General features: G+C 70.9%; 17 protein-coding genes. 5 read left to right on the plus strand and 12 right to left on the minus strand.

All coding sequences use genetic code 11. The annotated features are described in order from the left end of the window. Positions 1-71: 71 nt before the first annotated feature. The 7 genes from OG828_RS20310 to OG828_RS20340 form a co-directional block, all read right to left on the minus strand. Positions 72-1,793, minus strand: coding sequence for a serine/threonine-protein kinase (locus tag OG828_RS20310; RefSeq protein WP_328501936.1), 1,722 nt, complete (start codon positions 1,791-1,793; stop codon positions 72-74). Positions 1,794-1,856: 63 nt separating this feature from the next. Next, a complete protein-coding gene (locus OG828_RS20315; protein WP_328501937.1) occupies positions 1,857-3,524 on the minus strand; it encodes a serine/threonine-protein kinase in 1,668 nt (555 codons plus the stop codon). Positions 3,525-3,635: 111 nt separating this feature from the next. Next, entirely contained in the window at positions 3,636-5,063 is a 1,428-nt protein-coding gene (locus tag OG828_RS20320) for a serine/threonine-protein kinase (RefSeq protein ID WP_443062509.1), read from the minus strand. A 66-nt stretch (positions 5,064-5,129) separates the two neighbouring features. Continuing rightward, the gene (locus OG828_RS20325; RefSeq protein WP_328501939.1) at positions 5,130-6,785 is read right to left on the minus strand and encodes a serine/threonine-protein kinase; all 1,656 of its coding nucleotides are present in this window, start codon (positions 6,783-6,785) and stop codon (positions 5,130-5,132) included. A 145-nt stretch (positions 6,786-6,930) separates the two neighbouring features. Next, positions 6,931-9,720, minus strand: a complete 2,790-nt coding sequence (locus OG828_RS20330) for a protein kinase (RefSeq protein ID WP_328501940.1) — start codon at positions 9,718-9,720, stop codon at positions 6,931-6,933. A gap of 154 nt (positions 9,721-9,874) precedes the next feature. Then, positions 9,875-11,920: a serine/threonine-protein kinase gene (locus OG828_RS20335; RefSeq protein WP_328501941.1), complete on the minus strand. Its 2,046-nt coding sequence runs from the start codon at positions 11,918-11,920 to the stop codon at positions 9,875-9,877. Between the two features lie 115 nt (positions 11,921-12,035). Further along, a complete protein-coding gene (locus OG828_RS20340) occupies positions 12,036-13,739 on the minus strand; it encodes a glycerol-3-phosphate dehydrogenase/oxidase (RefSeq protein ID WP_328358649.1) in 1,704 nt (567 codons plus the stop codon). Positions 13,740-14,019: 280 nt separating this feature from the next. On the opposite strand from OG828_RS20340, the gene OG828_RS20345 reads away from it, so the two are divergent. Continuing rightward, a complete protein-coding gene (locus OG828_RS20345; RefSeq protein ID WP_328501942.1) occupies positions 14,020-15,228 on the plus strand; it encodes a nucleotide sugar dehydrogenase in 1,209 nt (402 codons plus the stop codon). 668 nt (positions 15,229-15,896) lie between these two features. Here OG828_RS20345 and OG828_RS20350 read toward each other — a convergent pair. From OG828_RS20350 to OG828_RS20365, 4 genes are all read right to left on the minus strand, one after another. Next, complete coding sequence (locus OG828_RS20350; RefSeq protein ID WP_328438971.1) at positions 15,897-17,021, minus strand: GuaB3 family IMP dehydrogenase-related protein; 1,125 nt, start codon at positions 17,019-17,021, stop codon at positions 15,897-15,899. A gap of 116 nt (positions 17,022-17,137) precedes the next feature. Continuing rightward, entirely contained in the window at positions 17,138-18,643 is a 1,506-nt protein-coding gene (gene guaB, locus OG828_RS20355; RefSeq protein WP_210572857.1) for an IMP dehydrogenase, read from the minus strand. Positions 18,644-18,797: 154 nt separating this feature from the next. Then, positions 18,798-19,385: a sigma-70 family RNA polymerase sigma factor gene (locus OG828_RS20360; protein WP_210572847.1), complete on the minus strand. Its 588-nt coding sequence runs from the start codon at positions 19,383-19,385 to the stop codon at positions 18,798-18,800. 295 nt (positions 19,386-19,680) lie between these two features. After that, positions 19,681-20,292, minus strand: a complete 612-nt coding sequence (locus OG828_RS20365) for a response regulator transcription factor (protein WP_003948568.1) — start codon at positions 20,290-20,292, stop codon at positions 19,681-19,683. A gap of 380 nt (positions 20,293-20,672) precedes the next feature. Here OG828_RS20365 and OG828_RS20370 point away from each other — a divergent pair, with 380 nt between their 5' ends. Continuing rightward, positions 20,673-20,999 (plus strand): WhiB family transcriptional regulator, encoded by a 327-nt coding sequence (locus OG828_RS20370; RefSeq protein WP_210572845.1) that lies wholly within the window; start codon positions 20,673-20,675, stop codon positions 20,997-20,999. A gap of 79 nt (positions 21,000-21,078) precedes the next feature. Here OG828_RS20370 and OG828_RS20375 read toward each other — a convergent pair whose 3' ends face one another. Beyond that, a complete protein-coding gene (locus OG828_RS20375) occupies positions 21,079-21,975 on the minus strand; it encodes a LysR family transcriptional regulator (RefSeq protein ID WP_328358661.1) in 897 nt (298 codons plus the stop codon). Between the two features lie 182 nt (positions 21,976-22,157). Here OG828_RS20375 and OG828_RS20380 point away from each other — a divergent pair, with 182 nt between their 5' ends. The 3 genes from OG828_RS20380 (at position 22,158) to OG828_RS20390 (ending at position 24,602) form a co-directional block, all read left to right on the plus strand. Then, positions 22,158-22,823 (plus strand): MOSC domain-containing protein, encoded by a 666-nt coding sequence (locus tag OG828_RS20380; protein WP_328501943.1) that lies wholly within the window; start codon positions 22,158-22,160, stop codon positions 22,821-22,823. A gap of 226 nt (positions 22,824-23,049) precedes the next feature. Further along, the gene (locus OG828_RS20385) at positions 23,050-23,823 is read left to right on the plus strand and encodes an SDR family NAD(P)-dependent oxidoreductase (protein WP_328358667.1); all 774 of its coding nucleotides are present in this window, start codon (positions 23,050-23,052) and stop codon (positions 23,821-23,823) included. Positions 23,824-23,894: 71 nt separating this feature from the next. After that, positions 23,895-24,602: an ester cyclase gene (locus OG828_RS20390; protein WP_328358670.1), complete on the plus strand. Its 708-nt coding sequence runs from the start codon at positions 23,895-23,897 to the stop codon at positions 24,600-24,602. The last annotated feature ends 58 nt before the right edge of the window (positions 24,603-24,660 follow it).

A 24,660-nucleotide genomic window follows, 5' to 3' on the forward strand; every position in this document is an offset into this window, starting at 1 on the left:
CACAGGGCGCCAGCGATCACTGGCAACAAACGCGCTGATCAGGGTCTTGAGTGGAGACGATCAGCGATGGTTCAGCCCGTTCCGATCTCAAGACGGTCACGGGCGCCCTTGAACGCCGCCGTGCCCTTCTTCTCGTCCGCCGTCCCCTTGGGCATGTCCACACGCAGCTCGTACATCCGGCCGTCGTCGGTCAGGATCATCAGCTCCATGACCCGCGTCGGGTACTCCTTCATGTCGTAGGTGGTGTCGGCGAGCACCGCCTCGTAGCCGTCGATGCTGGTGCGCGTGTACTGCGTCCGCGCGTCCCCGTTGTAGCTGTCCCAGTGGGCGTGCGCCTCCTTGGCCTGGCCCATCGGGGAGCGGGGCGCCTTGTCCCACTGGGTCAGCCGGATCTGTACGGTCTCGCTGTCGTCCGCGTAGACCACGATCCGGGGCTGGCCGGCCGCGTTGCCCTCCCGGGCGTATTCGTCGTAGCCGGCCGGGACGGAGACGACGGCCTTCATGTCCTCCTCGCGGTGCTCGGTCCAGGGCGCGGACGTGGAGTTGCCCGCTTCGACGCCGGGGGCGGAGGGCGTGCGCTCGCCCGCCGCTCCGCTGTCGGTGTCGGTGTCGGCGAGGGAAGTACCGAGCCAGATGCCGCCGGCGAGGAGGGCGCCGAGCAGGGCGGCGGGGAGGGGGTGACGGAGGAGGGCGGGGCGGGGGGATTTGGGGGTGGAGACGGTGTCGGGGGTCGGGTCGGGGTTGGGGCTCTTCGACTCGTCGGGAGCGGGCTGCGGCTCCTCCTGATCGGGCTCCGGTATGGCTTCGGCTTCCGCTTCGGGGCCGGTCGCGCCGTCGGCTGTTTTCGGGGCGGCCGCGTCTGCCAGCAGTATCGTCCCGACGTCGTCGGAGAACTCCCTCAGCTGGGAGGCGTCCTGGGCCTCCGTCACGGGTGCCCCGGTCGGACCGGCCGTCGGCCATCGTCCGGCCGCCGCCTCCAGGATCTTGCCGACCTCGTCCGGGTCCGGCCGCTGCTCGGGCTCCTTGACCAGCAGTCGCACGATGAGCGACCCGAGCGGTCCGGCCTGCTTGGGCTCGGGCGGGTCCGCGGAGAGGATCGCGGCGAGGGTGGACTCCAGCGTCGTACGACGGAAGGGGGACCATCCTTCTACGGCGCCGTAGAGCAGGACGCCCAGGGACCACAGGTCGGAGGGGGGACCGGCGCCCCGGCCGGACATGCGCTCGGGGGCGATGAATTCGAGGGAGCCGACGAACTCGCCGCTGAGGGTGAGGGATTCCTCGCCCTGGACATGGGCGATGCCGAAGTCGGTGAGGACGACGCGGCCGTGCGGGCCGAGCAGGACGTTGGCCGGCTTGACGTCGCGGTGGACGATCCCGACGGCGTGCGCGGCGCGCAGCGCGCCGAGGACGGCGAGGCCGACCCGGGCCGACTCGGCGGGTTCCAGCGGCCCGCGTTGCAGCACCTCGTGCAGGGACTCCCCGCGGATCAACTCCATGACGATCCAGGGCAGTCCGTCATCCACGACGACGTCATGGATGGAGACGGCCGAGGGATGATCGACGCGGGCGGCGGCGCGGGCCTCGCGATAGAGCCGGTTGGCGGCGCGCTGGTGGCCGGCGTCCTCCGGGTCGCCCGGTAACCGCGGCTGCTTGACGGCGACTTCGCGGTCCACGAGTTCGTCGTGCGCCCGCCAGACGGTGCCCATTCCGCCGGAGCCGATGCGCTCGACCAGCCGGTAGCGCCCACCGACAAGCCGGCCCTTGGGGCCTGCCCCACCCCCGTCGTTGCTCATGCCCCATGACTACCGTGCGGGAAGGCGCTTTGTCGACGCGATGCCTTGCGATCAGGCCGCCGGCTACAGCTTGTCGATGTCCAGGTTGGCGATCGCCGTCCGCGCCACGTCGCGTCCTCGCTCGGTGAAGTCGCCCTTGCCGGGGTAGCTGATCGTCACCTTGTACATATCGCCGGCCGAGGTCTTGTAGTAGAAGAGCTTCAGCTCGCGGGGGCGCGGGTTCTGGGTGTCGGTCGTGGTGTACGTGACGGTGTTCTCGGCCGACTGCTTGCCCTGGTACGTGGTCTCCTTCGGGCTGGTCCGAGCGTTCTCCGGCATGGCGAAGTCGTAACTGCCCTGGTCCTTGAACACCTCGTTGTCGGCGTACATTTCGGCCGCGGCGGAGTTCTTGATCTCGTTCGAGGTGTCCTCGGACTTCCTGGCCAGGTTCACGCCGATCCAGATGCTGCCGCTCCAGTCGGTGTAGGTGACCCAGTTCTTGTCGTTGTCGTCGGCGTCCGGCTTGCCGACCTGGTAGTTCGCCGGCACCTGGAGTGTCACCCCCAGCTTCGGGTGCGCCCGCTCTTTCCAGCCGTCCGGCTGGGACCCCGCGAACGGGTCGGCGATCACCAGATACGCCGCCACCGCACCCGCGACGACCGCCGCACCGATCCCGAGCAACGCCTTGCGCCCCAGCCGGACGCCTCCCCTGCCGTCGTCCCCGGCGATCCGCACGACCTGCGTCGGCGCGGGCGCCGGCGGATTCACGGCCGACTCCAGCAGGGCGCGTACCTGGCCCGCGTTCGGGCGGCGGGCGGGATCCTTCTGGAGCAGGCCGTTGATGGTCTCGGCGAGCGAGCCGGAGGCCGACGCCGGCGGTGCGGGCGTGGCGTTGAGGACGGACTGGAGCGTGGCCGGGGTGTTGCTGCGGCGGAATGGTGAGACGCCCTCCGCGGCCGCATAGAGGACCACACCCAGGGACCACAAGTCGCTTGCGGGGCCGGGGCGTTGGCCCAGCACCCGCTCCGGCGCGATGTACTCCGGCGAGCCGACGAAGCCACCGGTGTCGGTGAGGTTGGTCTCGCCCTCGATCTGCGCGATGCCGAAGTCGGTGAGGACGACGCGGTCGTGCCGGCCGAGCAGGACGTTGTCCGGCTTGACGTCCCGGTGCAGGATGCCCGCCGCGTGCGCGGCCTCCAGCGCGCCCAGCACTTCGAGGCCGATTCTCGCCGCTTCCCGGGCCCCGAGCGTGCCCTCCTGCAACGCGTCGCCCAGCGAACGGCCCTGCACCAGCTCCATCACGATCCATGGCCGGCCGTCCACGACCGCGACGTCGTACACCATCACGACCGCCGGGTGGTCCAGCCGGGCCGCGGCACGCGCCTCGCGACGCATCCGCTCGAAGGCGTTGGCACGTTCGCGTTCGGGAAGGTGATCCGGAACGCGCGGCTCCTTGACGGCGACCTCGCGGTCCATCGTCTCGTCCTTGGCCCGCCATACCGTGCCCATACCGCCGTGTCCGAGCTTGGCCAGCAGCCGGTAACGGCCCGCGATCAGCCGCCCGGCGCCCGGGTCCTGCGCTGGCGCGGACTGCGCGGACTGCGCGGGCGCGGACGACTGCGCGGGCGCGACCTGTACGGGCGCCGCATACGGGTTATTGGGGTGCGGCACCGCTGCGGGCGGTCTCGGCGGTTGCAGATCGAAACTCGTCGGCTCGTCGGACCCGTAAGGGGCTCCCCCGTTGCTGCTCATGTGTTTATCCATATCGCGGCAACCGCTCCCGGTTCCACAGGGAACGCATTCCGGTCACAGAGCCGTGACGCAGTTCGCCCCTTATCCACCGTTTGCGGCTCTATCTCCCGTTCACGCCCACATGAACGTGTCGAGCGCTACGTCGAAATACGCGCGCCCCTGCCGCGCCTCCTCCACCGGCGCCGACACCTGAACCTCGTACAACCGGCCGTCCTCCTGCCACCACAGCTCGTACGTGTACTTCGCCGGACCTGCCGGATTCCAGGTGAACTCCCGGCGGGCGGCGGGGTGTCCGTGGTGGGTGGTGGCGATGACCCGGCCGTCGCGGTACCCCGCGTGGGTCTCCGGCCCCTTCTCGTGCGCTCGCCGCATCGCGTCCAGGGCGCCGCCGGGCTCGGCCTCGCTGATCCGGACGCTCAGGCGGAAGGTTTCTCCACTCGACACGTACAGCCCCTGAGCGCGACGGGTGAACCCCGCCGGCACGGCCAGCGAGAACCCCGCCGGCTCCTCGACGACCCGGTAGCCGGCGGGTGCGGACACTTCCGCACGAGGCGTACCGTCCCCGCCGCTCATGAGCAGTGCCGCCGCCGACGCCCCCGCCCCCGCCGTCGCGGCGACCAGCAGCGCGCCCACCAGCACGCGCCGCCGCCGGTACGTCACCGCCTGCGGCGGCAGTCGCCCCATGTCGAGAAAGTCCCGCAGCATCCGCTCGGCCCGCTCGGCGTCCAGCCGCTGGTCCGGATCGCGCTCCAGCAGCCCTCGTACGACGGGCAGGATCGGCTCGGCCTGGACGGGCGGACGGATGTCGTCGGCGATCACCGCGTGCACGATGCCGCCCAACGAGTCGCGCCGGAACGGCGATTCACCGCTCAGGCTCGCGCACAGCAGCGCTCCCAGCGACCACAGGTCGGACTCGGGGCCGGTGCGGGCGCCCGTCATGCGCTCGGGCGCGGTGTACTCGGGCGAGCCGACGAAGGTGCCGCTCTCGGTGAGCGTGGGGGCGCCCGTCAGCCGGGCGATGCCGAAGTCGGTGAGGACGACGCGGCCGGTGGCGGGCTCCAGCAGGACGTTCGCGGGCTTGAGGTCGCGGTGCAGGACACCGGCCGCGTGCGCGGTGCGCAGGGCGCTGAGCAGGGCGATACCGATCCGGGCGGCCTCAGGGGCGTCGAGCGGGCCGTCCCTGGAGATGCGCTCGGCGAGGGAGCAGCCGTCGATCAACTCCATGACGATGAACGGGCGTTCGTCGTGCTCGACCACATCATGGACGACGATGATGTGCGGGTGGCTGAGCTGGGCGACCGCGCGGGCCTCGCGCAGCGTGCGGTCGCGCTGCTGCCGGACCTCGTCAGCGGAGAGGGTCTCGTCGAGGAGCAGTTCCTTCACCGCCACCCGCCGGCGCAGGAGCCGGTCGGTGGCCCGCCACACGACACCCATGCCGCCACGGCCCAGCCGCACATCGAGCCGGTAACGACCCGCGATCAGACGGGGGTTGCCCCATCGGCCGTCCCCCTGCTCCCTCTGGGTCCCCATGCGCCCCATCATGCCGCACCGGATGGGTCCCCTCCGGAGCGCCGATCGGCCAAGTCACGGGCGGTGGCCGAAAGTTCAGGGCGTGCGGGTGGGCTCCCGCCAGCTCTGCAGAATCCGCTTGAACTGCTTGTCGGCCGTCGCCCAGTCCTTTGCCGGCGACGACATGTAGATCACGTACTCGGTGCCGTCCCGGGCGATGTACATCTCTTCGACGGCACGGCGCGGCCCGGCGACGTACGGAGGATCCTTCTTCAGCGCGGTCCAGGTGTACTCCCACAGCGAACCCTTGTGATCGCGGTAGGTGTTCTCCTCCATGGTCACGCGGTTGTAGTTGACCAACCCGTTGATCTTGAGCTGTTCTTCCAGGTCAAGCTGATGCTGGTACGGGTCGTCGAAGTCCGGTGAGAGGTCGATGGCGATGCGAACGAAGTGCTTGCCGCCGTCGGGCGTGTAGTCGATCTGCGTGAGGTCGCCGTCTACGCCGTAGGGCTTCCGCTCCCAGCCCTTGGGGAGGGAGAGTCCGAAGCCGAGCGGGTCTTCGACGGCCACCCAGCCATCTGATGGCGGAGTGGGGCTGGGCGAAGGCGGCGTCGACGTACTGTCCGTCCGCCGTCCCTCGTCCCACTTCTGGTACGCCACGGCGCCACCACCGCCGACCAGCGCGGCGAGCACGACGACCAGGGCGAGCGTGCGCAGACGGCGGCGCTTCGGCCGGGCCGGGGGCACCGGCCCGATGCCGGTCGGTGGCGCGAACGTCGTCGGGCCGGTGGCGGGCGGATACGGCGCCCCGGTGTCCGGACTCTGGCTCTGCGGCATATGCACGGCGCCGGTCTCATGGTGCGGGGCCCCATGGTGCGGGACCCCATGTTGCGGGACCCCATGTTGCGTCGGCACATACACCTGCGCCCCGCTGGGCCGACGCCCCTCCGCCGCCTCCGCGAGCATCAGCTCGGCGGCCTCCGCGTCGGGTCGTACGGCCGGATCCTTGTGCAGCAGGGCGGTGATGACGTCGCCGAGCGGGCCGGCGTGCTGCGGTGGCGCGGGCTCCTCCTCGACAACCGCCTGCATGGTGGTCAGCGGCGAGGTGCGGCGGAACGGCGATCTGCCCTCCACCGCCGTGTACAGCGTGGCGCCCAGCGCCCACAGGTCGGAGGACGGCCCGGGATCATGGCCGCGGATGCGCTCGGGGGCCAGGTAGTCGACCGAGCCGACGACCTCTCCGGTGCGGGTGATCGTGTTGTCGCCCTCGATCTGCGCGATACCGAAGTCGGTGAGGAGCACGCGCCCGTCCTGCGAGAGGAGGACGTTGCCGGGCTTCACATCGCGGTGCAGGACACCGGCGGAGTGGGCGGCACGCAGGGCGCGCAGCACCCACAGTCCGATACGGGCGGTCTCCTCCGGCGCGACCCGGCCCCGCTCCTTCACCGCGTCGGCGAGCGAGTGGCCCTCGATCAGCTCCATCACGATCCACGGCCGGCCGTCGTGCTCCAGCACGTCGTGCACGGTGACGACGGCGGAGTGGTTGATCCGCGCGGCAGCGCGCGCCTCGGCCCGGGTACGGGCGAGGAGTCGCTCCTGGTCCGCCTCGGAGACATAGAGCGCGGCGGTCAGTTCCTTGATCGCCACCGCCCGGTGCAGCACCTCGTCATGCGCGCGCCACACGCGGCCCATGCCGCCGCTGCCGATCGAGTCGGCAAGCCGGTAGCGGCCCGCGAGAAGCAGGCCCTGCATCTGATTCACGTTGCCCCGCAATGGTCTTGACAGGGTCAGACTAAGGACCGGCCCGCCCGCAGGGAACCGCGGGGGTGGCACGGAGACAGTCCTGTGACGGTTGTCGCTTCGGCGGCCGACAGGCAACCGAACACCGCAAGCGCTGTCAGCCCGTGACCCGATAGGTCGCCGCCGCCTGCTCGTACAGCCGCGTCACTTCGTCCCGCTCGGCGTCCGGGCCGCGCAGTTGCAGCACGTGATAGCGCCCGTCGATCAGGATCGCGAGGTTGCGCACGAACAGCTCGCGGTCGTCGGCGCCGGTCCAGGTGAACTGCCCCTCGGCCATGGTCCGCCCGCCCACCTGAATCGTCTTCAGGCCGGTGGAGGTGGCCCAGCTGGAGTCACGGTACGGCTGCAACTCGGGCTCCTTCTCCCGCTGATACGCCATCGGATCGGTGCCGTACTCGTCCGCGGTGTCCCGTCCCGGTACGACGATGAGGTCGAAGTCGCCGTTCGAGTAGACGACTTGTCCACGCCCGTTCTTCGCTGTCCGGTCCCAGCCGCCCGCGACGGCGACGGCGAAGCCCTCCTGGTCCGTGCGCAGCGCGAAGCCGTCGGGGAGGTCGGGAGTGGTGGTCTGCGTCTCGTCGGAACCGGCCGACGCCGAGGGGCTCTCCGCGCCCGGCGAGGTCTGGTCGGGCCGCGGCTCACTGCTCGCCTCGGGCGACTGCTCGGGTTCCTGGCTCACTGCACCTGCGGTCCCGGTCCGGTCGGTGTCCTCGGTGCCGGTGCTGTCGGACTTGGGCATGAACAGCATCGCGTACGCGATCGCCGCGGCCATCGCCAGCAACACCAGCAGCAGCAACGTACGGCCGAGACTGCGCGGCGAACGGGCCTGCTGCCGCGCCCGCTTGTGCCGCCCGTGCGTCGCGGGCAGCCCGGCCCGCCGCCTGCGCACCAGCTCGCCCTTGCGCCGTACGATCGGCAGCCGGCTCGCGTCGACGGGCGGCGCGGCGACGACATGCGCCCCGGCTTCCGGCTCGGGCGCCGACCGCACCAGCGAACGCAGCCAGCCCCGCAGCTCCTCGAACTCGAGCCGGTCCGTGGGGTCCTGACGCAGCAACGACTCGACGACCGGCCGCAGCGGACCGCACTCCTCCGCGAAGGCGGGCGGCTCCGCGCACACCAGCTGCACCAGCTCGGCCGTCGACTCCTCCGGATACGGCCCATGCCCCTGCACGGCCCGGAACAGCAACGCCCCCAGCGCCCACAGATCGGTGGCCGGCCCGATCGGCGCCGCCAACTGCCAGTTCTCGTGCACCGGCCCGGCCTGCTCCGGCGCCCAGCGCTCCGTCACCGGCCCCACCACGGCCATCCGCGCCTGCCGCGCCCGCTCGGCGGCCAGCGCGGTCGTCGGCCCCCGCCGCACCGGCGCCCCGGCGACGAGGTCGTCCCAGCGGCTGGGGGGCGGGGTCTGAGAGGCGTCGGGAAGGGGGGCGGGGGCGTTCCCTCCGGGAGGGAGTGCCGTACGACCCCCCTGGTCGCCGCCGACTTGGCCATTGGCCCCGGTCTGCACACCGCGAGGGGCCGCCCCGTGCCAGGAGGCTCCGCCCACTCCGTACGGGTCGGCGATCTGTCCCGGGGCAAGGGAATTCGGCGGGATGCCGAGACCGTGGTCGTAGGGGTACGACGACGGGTCGACGCCGGTTTCGGACGCGGGCCGGAGGTTGGACGCGTCGCTTCCGGGGGCGTACGGCGGCTGCTGGGCGCCGTCGGCATACGGCCGCTGCGTCGAGCCGTCGGTCTGTGCGTGCGGGGTGCCCTCGGGGGAGGGGCGGGCCCCGGGGAGGGCGGCCCGGCTGCTCTGCTCCGCCTCCTGGACGCGGGCTGCGGCCCTGGCGCCCGCTCGGTACGCGGCGATCGCCCCGGCGCGCGCGGCCCGGATGTCACCGCCGGTGTCGGGAGCCCTGCGGGCGATCGCGCTCGACGCGCCCGCCCCATTCGCCGCTTCCGCCCCGACAGCCGGCAGCCCTCCGGCCGCCCGAGCCTCGATCGCGGCCCTCCGCGCGGCCTCGGGATCGACGTCCGCGGCCCCGGAACCGCCACCGGTGCCGCCGGGCCCTCCGAAGCCGGCCGGACTCACCGGACCACCAGCACCAGCGAACCCGCCGGACGGACCACGGCCATCCGCACCCCGCAAACCCGCGGAGCCCACAGACCCGTCGGAGCCTCCGCCCTCGCGCCCGTCACCGAACCCGGGAGCGCCACCCTCCCCCGCGCCCTCGCCCGCGTCGCCGTCCTCGGCCGGTACCGGGTCGTACCCGCACAGCGCCTCCTCCGCCGCCCCGACCGCGAGGCCGGTCAGCATGACGCGGCCGTCGTCGCAGACGAGGACCGTGCGGGCGGTGATGTTGCGGTGGACCCAGCCGTGGGCGTGCAGGACGCGCAGCGCCATCAGGACGTCGGAGGCGACCTCGGCCGCCCGGTACGGCGTCAGCGGCTTCTCGGCGAGGAGGGCCGCCAGCGGCCGTGCGGCCACCAGTTCGCTGACGATCCACAGCGAACCGCCCTCGGCGAACACGTCGAAGACCTGGTCGAGCCGGGGGTGGTCGGGAATTCGGGCCGCGGCCTGCGCGGCCTCGACGGCACGCCGTACGGCCGGATCGGTGGGCCGCCGCGTGGCCTTCCGCACCGGAGGGCGTCGCGCACCACGCTCCCGCGCCCCACGGTCCCGGGCCGCGAAACCGTCCGGCAACCGTGCCGTGAACCCGTCCGGCAGCCCCTCCGCGTCGAGCACCTCGGCCTCGACGATCTCCGGCAACGGCACCTGCCTGACCAGGACTTCCTGCCCGCTGTAGGTGTCGAAGGCCCGGGACTCGGTGAGTTCGTACTCGTCGGACGGCGGCAGCGGCAGGCGGTAGCGGTCGGCGAGTACCCGACCCGCATAGTCGTCCACGTTGCCTCCCCCGGCCGCCCGGTTGGTCAAATCCGTTCGCCTTGCGGCCCGTTATGGATGCGTACGGTCCGCAACCACTCACGATACGTGCCGGAGGCAACCCGCACCGAGGTGATGCCCAGATCTCATGCCCCGTTACGCCGGGCCCGTCACGTCACGACTTGGGTTCGAAACTCTTCGCCAGCGTCTGCCAGGTGTCCTTGCGCAGCTCGCTGCCCCAGTTCGCGGCTTTCGCGGTGTACATCAGCGCATAGCCCTGGTCGTCGTCGACGACGAACCCGCGGTCGATGACCCGGTACTTGGTCCCGCTCTCCACATAGGTGAACTCCCAGTCGGCCGCGTTCCAGCCGCGGTAGCCCACCGCCACTATCCGGATCTTCTTGTACTGGGAGCGCGTCATGTACCGCTCCTGGCTCTTCCAGTCCGCCACCGGGTCACCCTTGGGCGTGGACGTCCAGGCGATCAGCAGCTTCTGCCCGTCGGGCCCGGTGAACCGGTCGCCCGAAGCCCCCGCGGTCTGGAACTTCCACCCCTTGGGCAGCCCGATCGCATAGGTGCCGCCCTGGTGCGTCGACGCCACCCCGGCCGCCCCGCCGGCCTCGGCACCACCGCCACCGCCACCGGACGCACTCGCGCTCGGCGTACTTCCGGACCCGGAACCGGACGTCGAACCCGCCGTCGACCCCGCTCCGGCGGACTCCGTCGCCTTACTGTCCGTACGCGTGCCCCCGCCCGCGTCCTCCTTGGTCGAGGCGCTCGCACTCGCCGAGGCGGAGGCCTTGCCGCCGCCGCTCGCCGAGTCGTTCGAACCGTCGTCGTCCCCGAACATGAACGCCAGCACCGTGCCGAGCACCGCGAGCACGACGACCACCGCGATGATCACCAGCGTGCGCTTCGGCACCACATCGGTGAGCGGCGCCCGGGGCACGGGCCGCGGCGGCAGGTCCGGCGGCGGCATGACGGGCCATCCCGAACTCCGCCCGCTCGAAGCCGTGTTCGCGGCTTGCGATGATCCGGAGGCCTCACCCGATGCGAGGCGCTCGCCGGCCGACGCCGACGCCGTACCCGACTCCCCGGACGCGGTCTCAGCCGCACCCTCGGATTCCGAAACCGTCGTCTCGCTCCCGGACTTGGGGCGAGCGGTGGCCGCGGCCGACGCCGTGGCCGCCCCGGCCGACGCGGCGGCCTTCCGCATGGAACGCAGCGCGCCGCGCAGCCGCTCACCCGCCTCCGCGCCCGCGGAACCCGCCTTGGCCGCCTTGTCCTTCGGCTCGTCCGGCTGTGCCGGCAGCGGCACGACCTTCGTCGCGTCCGCCGGCGGCTCCGGCTCGGCCTCCTTCGGCTCGGGCGCGTGGATCACCGCGTTGAGCATGGCGCGCGCACCGGCGTCGTCCAGCCGCTGGGCCGGGTCCTTGGTGAGCAGGCCGTAGATGACGTCCTTGAGCGGTCCCGCGTTCTTCGGCTCCTCCAGCGGCTCGGTCATCACCGCGGTGAGGGTCGCGATCGCGGACCCCTTGTCGTACGGCGGGGCGCCCTCCACCGACGCGTACAGCAGCCCGCCGAGCGACCACAGGTCGGCCGCCGGTCCCGGCTTGTGCCCGCGGGCCCGCTCCGGAGAGATGTAGGAGGGGGCGCCGACGAGCATGCCGGTCGATGTGATGGACGGGTCGCCCTCGACCTGCGCGATACCGAAGTCGGTGAGCACGACCCGGTCGGAGCCGGACTCGAGCAACACGTTCGACGGCTTCACATCGCGGTGCAGGATGCCCTCGCGATGAGCCGAACGCAGCACATCGAGGACCGCGAGGCCCACCTCGGCCGCGCGCCGGGGCTCCAACAGGCCGTCCTCCCGGATGACCTCGGCGAGCGACTTGCCCTCGACGAGTTCCATCACGATCCACGGCCGGTCGTCCTCGTCGACCACGTCGAAGACCGTCACCGCGCTGTTGTTGCGGATCCGCGCGATCGCCTTGGCCTCACGCAGGGTGCGCGTGATGAGCCGTCGTTTCTCGTCCTCGTCGATGCTGGACGGAAACCTGAGTTCCTTGACGGCGACCGTCCGGCCCAGGGTTTCGTCCTCGGCACGCCAGACCGTGCCCATGCCGCCGCGGCCGAGCACATCTCCCAGCCGGTACCGCCCGGCGAGGAGACGTGCGCTCTTGTCCTGACGGGATGTCCCCGCCCGCTCCGCCTCCGACATGCGTCCCCTCATGCAACCCGCCCTGACAGAGCCTCCATTGTCTCTTACTCGGCAAGTGCCCGACGCCCAGGGTGCCCCAGGCGCCGAGCGGAAGGGACTGCGGGAGCCGAAGGCTCTACAACGGCACGATGTCCGGCGCCCCCAGCCTGGCCGCATCCGCCGTCAGGTCGTCCGGCTGGCGCTGCGACTCCCGCTCCGCCTGCACCCGCTTCTCGTAGTGCTCGATCTCGCGCTCGATGTGGTCCTTGTCCCAGCCGAGGACGGGCGCCATCAGCTCGGCGGCCTCGCGGGCACTGCGCGTGCCCCGGTCGAAGGTCTCGATGGAGATACGGGTACGCCGGGTCAGTACGTCGTCCAGGTGCCGTGCTCCCTCGTGCGAGGCGGCGTACACGACCTCGGCGCGCAGATAGTCGTCGGCGGCCTGCAGGGGCTCACCCAGCGACGCGTCGGCGCCGATGAGGTCGAGGACTTCCTCCGCCATCGCCCCGTACCGGTTCAACAGGTGCTCCACGCGCACCACATGGAGCCCCGAGCGGGCGGCGATCCGTGCGCGCGCGTTCCACAGCGCCCGGTAGCCCTCGGCGCCGATCAGCGGGACGTCCTCGGTGACGCACTCGGCGACCCGCATGTCGAGGCCGTGCACCGCCTCGTCCACCGCGTCCTTGGCCATCACGCGGTACGTCGTGTACTTGCCGCCCGCGACGACCACCAGCCCCGGCACCGGGTGCGCGACGGTGTGCTCGCGGGACAGCTTGCTCGTGGCGTCCGACTCGCCGGCCAGCAGCGGGCGCAGCCCCGCGTACACGCCCTCGACGTCGTCGCGCGTGAGCGGCACCGCGAGCACGGAGTTCACATGCTCCAGCAGATAGTCGATGTCGGCGCTGGAGGCGGCCGGGTGGGCCTTGTCGAGGTCCCAGTCGGTGTCGGTGGTGCCGATGATCCAGTGGCGGCCCCACGGGATGACGAACAGCACGGACTTCTCGGTGCGCAGGATCAGGCCGGTCGACGAGTGGATGCGGTCCTTGGGCACGACCAGGTGGATGCCCTTGGACGCGCGGACGTGGAACTGCCCCCGCTCCCCCACCAGCGCCTGCGTGTCGTCGGTCCACACGCCCGTGGCGTTGACGATCTGCTTGGCGCGGATCTCGTACTCCCCGCCCGCCTCCACGTCCTGCACCCGGGCCCCGACGACCCGTTCTCCCTCGCGCAGGAAGCCGGTCACGCGCGCGCGGTTGGCGGTCTTCGCCCCGTACACCGCGGCGGTGCGCACCAGGGTCGCCACGAAGCGGGCGTCGTCCATCTGCGCGTCGTAGTACTGCAACGCGCCGACCAGCGCCTCCGCCTTCAGGGCGGGCGCGACGCGCAGGGCGTGACGGCGGCTCAGGTGGCGGTGCGTGGCCAGGCCCCGGCCGTGGCGGGCCATCGACATGGCGTCGTACAGGGCGACGCCCAAGCCGGCGTACAGGCGCTCCCAGCCCTGGTACTGCAGCGGATACAGGAACGGCACCGGCTTCACCAGATGCGGGGCCAGCCGCCCCAGCAACAGCCCGCGCTCCTTCAGCGCCTCCCGGACGAGCGCGAAGTCGAGCATCTCCAGATAGCGCAGGCCGCCATGGATCAGCTTGCTGGACCTGCTCGATGTGCCCGACGCCCAGTCACGTGCCTCGACCAGCCCCGTGGACAGGCCGCGTGTCACCGCGTCCAGGGCCGTGCCGGCGCCGACGACGCCGCCGCCCACCACCAGCAGGTCCAGCTCGTGCTCGGCCATTGCTGCCAGGGACTCGGCACGCTGCGCCGGCCCCAGTGTCGCTGTCCTCACCACTGCCTCCTGCTGTCGGTCGCCGGTCCCACCCGTCGGGTGAACCCCGTCCGTCTCCCCCATGCCCAAATTCTGACCGTCATGCCCGACTTCAGCCACCGCCCGCCCGCCGACCTGTGGACAACTTTCACCGACCTGCCAGAAGACACAAAAAGACACAGGAAAATCAATGCCGTATATCGGTCATATTTACTCCTAGTCTCACATTGCGCTCGCTCACGCTGTCCACACGACTTGCGCACCTGTCCCGCTTCGGCTACTGGGAAGGACGGCCCACGCCATGCCCGCAGATCTCGCCGTCATCGGTCTCGGCCCGTACGGCCTGCCGCTGGCCCAGGCCGCCGTCGCCGCCGGCGTCGCCACGATCGGGTACAAGACGGGGCCCGAGCCCGGCTCCCTCAGCCCCGCCGAACTGCGCCGGATGCTCTCGGGGGGCTTCCGGCCGACCACCAACCCGGCGGAGCTGGGCCGGGTGCGCACCGCCGTCATCTGCGCCCCGACCCCCCGGGGCGCGGACGGCGGCCTCGACCTCGGCCAGGTGGAGGCCGCCGCGCGCACCCTGGCCGAGCGGCTGCGCCCGCACACCACGGTGATCCTCGAATCCCCCGTACACCCGGGCACCACCGAGGAGTTCCTCCGCCCGCTCCTCGAAGAGGGCTCAGGACTGCGCGCGGGCCGCGACTTCCACCTCGCCTACTCCCCCAGCCGCGTCGACCCCGGCAACCGCGACTTCACCCCGGCCAACATCCCCAAGGTGATCGGCGGCCTCACCCCCGCCTGCACCGAGTCGGCCGCCGCCTTCTACGGCCGCCTCACCGACAAGGTGGTACGCGCGCGTGGACCCCGCGAAGCCGAAACCGTGCAGCTCCTGGAGACCAACTTCCGGCACGTCAACATCGCCCTCGTCAACGAAATGGCCGTCCTCTGCTATGACTTGGGCGTCGACCTCTGGGACGTCATCCGCTGCGCCGAGACCAAGCCCTTCGGCTTCCAGACCTTCCGCCCCGGCCCCGGCGTCGGCGGCCACTCCGTCCCCCAGGACCTCACCGGCCGCGCCGGCCGCACCCTGCGCATGGTCGAACTCGCCCAGCAGGTCAACAACCAGATGCCCCGCTACGTCATCCAGCGCGCCGCCAAGCTCCTCAACGAGCACGGCATGTCCGCCCGCGGCGCCCGCGTCCTCCTCCTCGGCGTCACCTACAAGCCCGACCTCGCCGACCAACAGTCCACCCCCGCCCAGGAGATCGCCATCCGCCTGATGGAACTCGGCGCCTCCATCAGCTACCACGACCCGTACATCCCGTCCTGGAACATCCTCGACCGCCCGGTCCCCCGCGCGGACTCCCTGTACGAGGCCGCCGCGGAGGCCGACCTGACGATCCTGCTCCAGCAGCATCGGACGTATGACCTTCAGGGGCTGTCGGTGAAGGCACAGCTGCTGCTGGATACGCGGGGGGCTACGCCTACGGGGGCGGCGCATCGGTTGTGAAGGGGGGCGCGTGGGGTGCGTGAGCCTCCGGGTTGGTGGCGCGGGGCGTCTGGCGCCAGTACCGTAGAGGCAGGTGAAGCCCACCGCAGAGGGCACTGCGTGAGGCTCGTGGATGGATCACGGAGTGTCCGCCCCTAGTTCTCGTAGGGACGGCCGCTCACCATCACACCAACAAGGTGGAGCCCACCGCAGGGCCTACTGCGATGGGCTCCGAACGGATTACGGGTGTCCGCCCCTACCTCTTATGGGGGCGGCCGCTCACCGTCCGTAGTACCACAAGATCCACCTCCTCCGGAACTTCACCAGCCGAAGCCAAGTGCGGTCCCAACGGGTGGGCTTGCGGTGACGTCCCATTGGGCGCCCCCTTCCATGACGCCGCCCAGTAAGCCCGGTGGACGGTCCATTGGAATTCGGGCCGGGCCCCGAGGGCGGGGTCCGGACCGTGTCCTTGGAAGGGGGCACCCCAGAGGACTGGGGCGCCGATCAAGGACACTACCGACTCCCCACGCCCATTCGGCCCACATTCGCCCCAAACGCAACCACGCGCCCCCTCCCACACAACGCGCCCCCACCCAGGCACAGTTGGGCACGCAAAAGGGCCGGTCACCCCTCCCGGAGTGACCGGCCCTTCCCTGACGCAGACGTAGCCCCAGACGCAGACCTACGGCCTACCGCTTGTGCTGCGAGTCAGCCACCGTCACCTCGACCCGCTGGAACTCCTTCAGCTCGCTGTACCCGGTCGTGGCCATCGCCCGCCGCAGCGCACCGAAGAAGTTCATGGAGCCGTCGGGAGTGTGCGACGGACCCGTCAGCACCTCCTCGATCGTGCCGACAGTCCCGAGGTCGACCTTCTTACCGCGCGGCAGTTCCTCGTTGACCGCCTCCATGCCCCAGTGGTGCCCCTGACCCGGCGCGTCCGAGGCACGCGCGAGCGGGGAGCCCATCATCACCGCGTCCGCACCGCAGGCGACCGCCTTGGGGAGGTCGCCGGACCAGCCGACGCCGCCGTCCGCGATCACGTGGACGTACCGCCCACCGGACTCGTCCATGTAGTCACGCCGCGCCGCCGCCACATCCGCGACAGCAGTCGCCATGGGCACCTGGATGCCCAGCACATTGCGCGTGGTGTGCGCCGCGCCGCCGCCGAAGCCGACGAGGACGCCCGCCGCGCCGGTACGCATCAGGTGCAGGGCCGCGGTGTACGTCGCGCAGCCGCCGACGATCACCGGGACGTCGAGTTCGTAGATGAACTGCTTCAGGTTGAGCGGCTCGTGCGAACCGGAGACGTGCTCCGCCGAGACGGTCGTGCCGCGGATGACGAAGATGTCCACGCCCGCGTCCACGACGGCCTTGGAGAACTGGGCCGTGCGCTGCGGGGAGAGCGCGGCAGCGGTGACCACGCCCGAGTCGCGCACCTCCTTGATGCGCCGGCCGATCAGCTCCTCCTTGATCGGAGCGGCGTAGATCTCCTGGAGGCGGCGGGTGGCCGCCTCGACGGGGAGGCCGACGATCTCGTCGAGCAGCGGCTGCGGGTCGTCGTACCGCGTCCACAGGCCTTCGAGGTTCAGCACGCCGAGGCCGCCGAGCTCGCCGATGCGGATCGCGCTGGCCGGGGAGACGACCGAGTCCATGGGGGCGGCCAGGAAGGGCAGCTCGAAACGGTAGGCGTCGATCTGCCAGGTGATCGAGACCTCCTTCGGGTCGCGCGTACGACGGCTGGGGACGACGGCGATGTCGTCGAAGGCGTACGCCCTGCGGCCGCGCTTGCCGCGCCCGATCTCGATCTCAGTCACGTGTGTGGCCTTTCCCTGATGCTTTCAGCGTCTTCCAGTATCGCCGACGGCTACGACAAGGGCGGCCCCGGATGCTGCGGGGCCGCCCTTGGACACGCTTCACGCGCGCGTGCGCGTCACTTGCTGCGGCTGTAGTTCGGCGCCTCGACCGTCATCTGGATGTCGTGCGGGTGGCTCTCCTTGAGGCCCGCGGAGGTGATCCGCACGAAGCGGCCCTTGGCCTCCATCTCCTCGATGGTGGCGGCGCCCACATAGCCCATGGTCTGGCGCAGCCCGCCGACGAGCTGGTGCAGGACGCTGGACAGCGGGCCGCGGAAGGGCACCTGGCCCTCGATGCCCTCGGGCACCAGCTTGTCGTCGGCCGAGACCTCGGCCTGGAAGTAACGGTCCTTCGAGTACGACTTGCCCTGGCCCCGGGACTGCATGGCACCGAGCGAGCCCATACCGCGGTACGACTTGAACTGCTTGCCGTTGATGAACTGCAGCTCACCGGGCGACTCCTCGCACCCCGCGAGCAGGCTGCCCAGCATCACCGTGTCGGCACCGGCGGCGAGCGCCTTGCCGATGTCGCCGGAGTACTGCAGGCCGCCGTCGCCGATCAGCGGGATACCCGCCGGGCGGGCGGCGAGGGAGGCCTCGTAGATGGCGGTGACCTGCGGGACGCCGATGCCGGCGACCACGCGGGTCGTACAGATGGAGCCGGGGCCCACGCCCACCTTGATGCCGTCGACACCGGCGTCGATCAGCGCCTGGGCGCCGTCACGGGTGGCGACGTTGCCGCCGATCACGTCGACGGACACGTTCGACTTGATCTTCGACATCCAGCTGAGGGCGTTGCTGTTGTGGCCGTGCGAGGTGTCGACGACCAGGAAGTCCACCCCGGCCGCGGCGAGCGCCTGGGCGCGCTCCAGGGCCTCGGGGCTGGCGCCCACGGCGGCACCGACGAGCAGCCGGCCCTCGCCGTCCTTGGCGGCGTTCGGGTACTTCTCGGCCTTTACGAAGTCCTTGACCGTGATGAGGCCCTTGAGCACGCCCGCGTCGTCGACCAGCGGAAGCTTCTCGATCTTGTGGCGGCGCAGCAGCTCCATGGCGTCCACGCCGGAGATGCCGACCTTGCCGGTGACCAGCGGCATCGGCGTCATGACCTCGCGCACCTGCCGGCTGCGGTCGGACTCGAAGGCCATGTCGCGGTTGGTGACGATGCCGAGCAGCTTGCCGGCCGGGTCGGTGACGGGGACACCGCTGATGCGGAACTTGGCGCACAGGGCGTCCGCCTCGGCGAGCGTCGCCTCCGGGTTCACCGTGATCGGGTCGGTGACCATGCCGGACTCGGACCGCTTGACCAGGTCCACCTGGTTGACCTGGTCCTCGACGGAGAGGTTGCGGTGCAGCACTCCGACGCCGCCGAGGCGGGCCATCGCGATCGCCATGCGGGACTCGGTCACCTTGTCCATCGCCGCCGAGAGCAGCGGGATGTTGACCCGGACGTTGCGGGAGATGCGGGACGAGGTGTCGACCGCGCCCGGCAGCACCTCGGATGCGCCCGGCAGCAGCAGCACGTCGTCGTAGGTCAGCCCGAGTGTCGCGAATTTACCGGGCACTCCGTCGACGTTCGCAGTCATGACACCTTCCCCAAATGGCCTTGATCGGTGCGGATGTCCATGCTAACGGGAAGCATGGGTCTCAAATTCCACGGTTCTGGGTGACCACCGGCTTCGTATGTTCGTACGGACGTCGCGAGCGGCCTGTTCAAGGAAGGCGCTTACGGCACAGCGGTCACTGCTCTGCCAGTGCCCTGAGTCGGCTCAGCGCCCGGTGCTGCGCCACGCGGACCGCACCGGGTGACATTCCCAACATCTGACCCGTCTCCTCCGCCGTCAAGCCTACGGCGATGCGCAGCAGCAGCAGCTCGCGCTGGTTCTCCGGGAGGTTGGCCAGCAGTTTCTTGGCCCATTCGGCGTCGCTGCTGAGCAGCGCGCGCTCTTCGGGGCCCAGTGAGTCGTCGGGCCGCTCCGGCATCTCGTTCGACGGGACCGCCGTCGAACCCGGGTGCCGCATCGCCGCCCGCTGCAGGTCCGCGACCTTGTGCGCGGCGATGGCGAAGACGAAGGCCTCGAAGGGGCGGCCGGTGTCCTTGTAGCGCGGGAGGGCGAGGAGGACGGCGACGCAGACCTCCTGGGCCAGGTCCTCCACGAAGTGCCGCGCGTCGCCCGGAAGCCGGGACAGACGGGTGCGGCAGTAGCGCAGGGCCAGGGGGTGAACATGGGCGAGCAGGTCATGCGTCGCCTGCTCGTCCCCGTCGACGGCACGATGAACGAGCGCTCCGATCGCCCCTTGGGCACGGGATGCCTCGTCATCGCGCATCGGTCCATGGTGCCTTGCGGCCGTCGGGTCCGTGGCACCGCGTCCGTTGTTGTGCACCGAAGCGTTATGAGCAGGTGCGCCGGAACTCATCCCCTGCGCCCTCCCCTTCCGCTCGACCGACTCGTCCCCGAGAGACTCCACACCTCAAGGATGCGGCATCCGCGCCGAAACGAGCAGCGGGCACCGACGGGACCGATTGACAGACCTCGCAGCCGCGCCCCCGAAGGGGCGCGGGGAACTGCGCGACCAGCCACGAACGGCCCGCACCAAAGCAACAACCTGTACGACCGAGTTCTTAACGAACCAGGCCCCACCGGAAGCCGAGCGCCACCGCATGCGCCCGGTCCGAAGCCCCGAGCTTCTTGAACAAGCGCCGCGCATGCGTCTTGACCGTGTCCTCGGAGAGAAAGAGCTCGCGCCCGATCTCGGCATTGGACCGACCGTGGCTCATACCCTCGAGCACCTGGATCTCACGCGCCGTGAGCGTCGGCGCCGCCCCCATCTCAGCGGACCGCAGCCGCCGCGGAGCTAGCCGCCACGTCGGATCCGCCAGCGCCTGCGTCACCGTCGCCCGCAGCTCCGCACGCGACGCGTCCTTGTGCAGATACCCCCGCGCACCGGCGGCGACCGCGAGAGCGACCCCGTCCAGGTCCTCGGCGACGGTGAGCATGATGATGCGCGCACCGGGGTCGGCGGACAGCAGCCGCCGGACGGTCTCGACGCCGCCCAGACCGGGCATGCGTACGTCCATCAGAATCAGGTCCGAGCGATCGGCGCCCCAGCGGCGGAGGACTTCCTCGCCGTTGGCCGCGGTCGTCACGCGCTCGACACCGGGCACGGTCGCGACCGCGCGGCGGAGCGCCTCTCGGGCAAGCGGGGAGTCGTCGCAGACGAGGACGGATGTCATGGCCGTCCTCCGCAGCTGATGCACGTCACCTTGAGCCTCCAGGCTGGTACGAAATCGTCACCTGTGCGGTCGACCGCCTCGGACGCCTGCCCGAGCGCTTGTTGGTTCAACCGCCTCCGCACTCTCAACGACGGTCACTCGAAAGAGTTACGGGGCCGCGCGCCGTCTTCGGCACTCTACGTGAGGGGGCGGACACGGTGCAGAGAGGCGCAGAAGACCCTCAACGTTTCATCACAACCATGCCCCATTTAGCCCCATTTCTTCCCATCAAGTGGATTCTGAGGCTAGATTCGCAATGAGTCATATTTTCATCTCCTTAGATCGTAGATGTACGGTCGTGGACACCGTATCCGCCCAGAACGGCTACAAGGGGTCACGTAATGGCAGATTTCTCCCGCCTTCCCGGACCGAACGCGGACCTGTGGGACTGGCAGTTGCTCGCTGCCTGTCGCGGGGTGGACAGCTCGCTCTTCTTTCATCCGGAGGGCGAGCGGGGTGCGGCGCGGAGTGCTCGTGAGAACTCGGCCAAGGAGGTCTGCATGAGGTGCCCGGTCCGCGCGCAGTGCGCGGCGCACGCGCTGGCGGTGCGCGAGCCGTACGGCGTCTGGGGCGGCCTGACCGAGGACGAGCGCGAAGAGCTCATGGGGCGGGCGCGCAATCGGCTGGTGTCGGCATCACCGGCCGGCGAACATGCCTCGTCCAGTTGACCGATCACAATAGAAGGAACGTTTCTGCACAGTTTCTGCACAGACGCAGACCACACAAGGGGCACGCGTTCGCGTGCCCCTACCTTGTGGCCGCCCGCGCCAGTTGCTCCAGCGTCGCCGCCACGGCGGGCACCTGCGCCAGGTCGGGCAGCGTGAGCGCGACGATCTCCCGCCGTACCGCCGGTTCCAGCGTCACCGTGCGCGCGCCCCGTGGCCGTACGGACTCGATGGCGAGCTGGGGCAGGACGGCGACGCCCAGGCCCGCGGCCACCAGGCCGACGACCGCGGGGTAGTCGTCGGTCGCGAAGTCGATGCGGGGAGTGAAGCCCGCGCCCTCGCAGACCTCGACCAACTGGCCGCGGCAGCGCGGGCAGCCCGCGATCCAGGGCTCGGCGGCGAGTTCGCCGATGGCGACGGAGTCCGCGCGGCCGAGCCGGTGGCGTTCCGGCACCAGCGCGACGAGACGGTCGCGCAGCAGCGGTCGTACGACGAGGTCGTCCCACTCCTCGGCGCCCGCCGCTCCCTCGTAGCGGAAGGCGAGGGCGATGTCGCAGTCGCCCTCGCGCAGCATCTCGACGGAGCGCGGCGGTTCGGCCTCCTCCAGGGAGACGCGGGTGCCGGGGTGGGCGGCGCGCAGGGCGGCGAGGGCGGTGGGGACGAGGGTGGAGCTGCCGCTGGGGAAGGAGACCAGGCGGACGCGGCCCGCGCGCAGGCCCGCGATCGCGGCGACCTCCTCCTCGGCGGCGGTGAGCCCGGCGAGGATGCCGGAGGCGTGCCGCACGAGGGCCTCGCCGGCTTGCGTCAGCCGCATCTCGCGGCCGGTGCGGATCAGCAGGGGGGTGCCGACCGACGCCTCCAGGGCCTTCATCTGCTGGCTGACGGCGGGCTGGGTGCAGCCCAGTTCACGGCCCGCCGCCGAGAAGGAACCGGTGGTGGCCACGGCGCGCAGGACACGGAGATGACGGGCCTCGATCACTCCTTGAGCATAAGCGCTCCTTGGGTACGATGCCGGATATTCCGTAGACACTTTGGGTGCCGGTCGCGCCCCGTAAGGGGCGCGGGGCTGTATCAATATGCGGCTCCGCCGCGCGGGCGCGACCAGCCCCACCGGCCCGCGGTTTGTCACCGCTCTTCCAGCGGAGCGCTAGCGTGCCCTCCATGAAGCTTCTGTCTGTCAATCTGGGCCGCCCGAAGTCCGTGCCGTACACGGACCAGCCGGACGGTGTGACCGGCATCGACAAGCGGCCGGTGGACGGGCCGGTGGGGGTGGCGGCGCCCGGGCCCAAGGGCCTCGCGGGGAGCGGGGTGGCCGGGGACGCGGTGTGCCACACACGGCACCACGGCGGCGACAACCAGGCCGTGTACGCGGTCGCGCGCGAGGATCTCGACGACTGGGAACGGGAGTTGGGGCGACCGCTGGCGAACGGCGTGTTCGGCGAGAACCTCACGACGACCGGTCTGGATGTGTCAGGGGCGCTGATCGGCGAGCGCTGGCGCATAGGGGCCGTGGTGCTGGAGGTCACCAGCGGCCGGATTCCGTGCAGCGTCTTCCAGGCCCATGTGGGTGAACAGCGGTGGGTCAAGCGCTTCACGGCGAAGGGGGCGCCCGGCGCGTATCTGCGGGTGATCGAGCCCGGCGAGATCCGCGCGGGCGATCCGGTCGAGATCGTGCACCGGCCCGCTCACGAGGTGACCGTCGCCCTGCAGTTCCGTGCGATGACCACCGAGCGGGCACTGCTCCCCCAACTGCTCGCGGCGGGCGAGGCACTGCACCCGGAGGCGGTGGCCGCGGCCCGGAAGTACGTGGAGAAGCAGAGGGCCTGACGCGCGAGGGCGTCCCGCCGGTTGGTGCGGGGACCGGCGCACCGGAATCCGCGGGCCGGGGACGGCGTCTGCGCCGAACCGCTCGGCGTCTGATCCCCTCTCGCACCGCGTCGCGCCCATCGGCCTGACGCGCTCTCACCACCTCGTCCTTCGCCTGGGCTTCACCTGGCGGGAGGGCCTGTGCAGGGAGCGGACTGGCGGGCTCCGGGGTGTTTAACCTTGCGCCATGACAACGGCTCTCATCACCGGATCCACCGCGGGCATCGGCGCCGCGTTCGCGCGGCGGCTGGCGGCCGACGGGCACAACCTCGTCCTGGTCGCGCGGGACACCAAGCGGCTCGCGGAGCAGGCGACCGAACTGCACGACCGGCACGGCATCGAGGCGGAGGTGCTGTCGGCCGACCTCGCCGAGGACACCGGCATCGACGCGGTGGCCGCCCGCCTCGCCGACCGCAAGAACCCCGTCGACCTGCTGATCAACAACGCGGGCTTCGGCAACAAGGGCCGCTATCTCGACGTATCCATGGCCGACGAGCTGAAGATGCTCAAGGTGCACTGCGAGGCGGTGCTGCGGCTGACCTCCGCCGCGGCGGAGGCGATGCGGGAGCGCGGACGGGGCGGCGTCATCAACGTCGCCTCGGTCGCCGCCTTCGTGCCGCGCGGTACGTACGGGGCGTCCAAGGCGTGGGTCGTGCAGTTCACGCAGGGCGCGGCGCGTGATCTGGCCGGCAGCGGCGTACGGCTGATGGCGGTGGCCCCCGGTTTCGTCCGTACGGAGTTCCACGAGCGGGCCGGGATGGGCACGGACAACATCCCCGGCTGGATGTGGCTGGACGCCGACAAGCTGGCCGCGGCGGCCCTCGCCGACCTGGCGCGCGGCAAGACGCTGTCGATTCCCGACCCCCGGTACAAGGTGCTGATGGGGATGGCGAAGGTGGTGCCGCGCGGGATGCTCGGCGGGATCACCTCGAAGACGGGGCGCAAGTACGGGCCGCAGTAGGCCGACAGACGGAGCGCTCAGGAGGAGAATGGAGCTGTTCGACCGGACCCTCGGGGGACGGAGGCGACGCCATGACGTTCGTACAGCTCATCGACTGCAAGACGAGCCGGTTCGACGAGATGAACCGGCTGATGGACACCTGGGTCGAGCAGACCAAGGGGAAGCGGACCGCGACGCACAGCGTGATCGGCAAGGACCGGTCAGACGCGTCGCACTTCATCGAGATCGTGGAGTTCCCGTCGTACGAGGAGGCGATGCGGAACTCGAACCTCCCGGAGACCGACAAGATCTTCCGGGAGATGGTCGCTCTCTGCGACGAGATGCCGACGTTCACGGATCTGGACGTGGTGCGCGACGAGCAGTTGTACGCGGCCACCGCGCGGCGGTTCTTCGACGCGCTGCCCGGGGAGGGCGAGGCGCCCACGTTCAACGACGTGCTCATCGAGGACTATCACGACCACGATCCCAGCAACCCGCAGGACGTCATCGGGCTCGACGCCTTCCGGCGCGAGGTCGAGGTGTGGCGGGGCGGCTTCGACTTCTCGTTCACGATCGAGGACCAGCTGGCCCAGGGTGACCGGGTGTGCACCCGCTGGACCTGGAACGGCCGGCACAAGGGCGAGTTCGTCGGGATCGCGTCCACCGGGAAGCAGGTCTCCATGACCGGGACGACCATCCACCGGTGCGGTCCGGACGGGAAGATCGCCGAGGGCTGGTGGCAGTACGACCGGCTGGGGCTGATGGAGCAGTTGGGGGCGCTGGACGCGCTGGAGCAGTGACCTGAGGCAAGCAGGGCAACGCGAAGGCCCGGCACCCCCAGGGTGCCGGGCCTCGGTG

It is taken from the genome of Streptomyces sp. NBC_00457 (assembly GCF_036014015.1).
Lineage (GTDB): Bacteria > Actinomycetota > Actinomycetes > Streptomycetales > Streptomycetaceae > Streptomyces.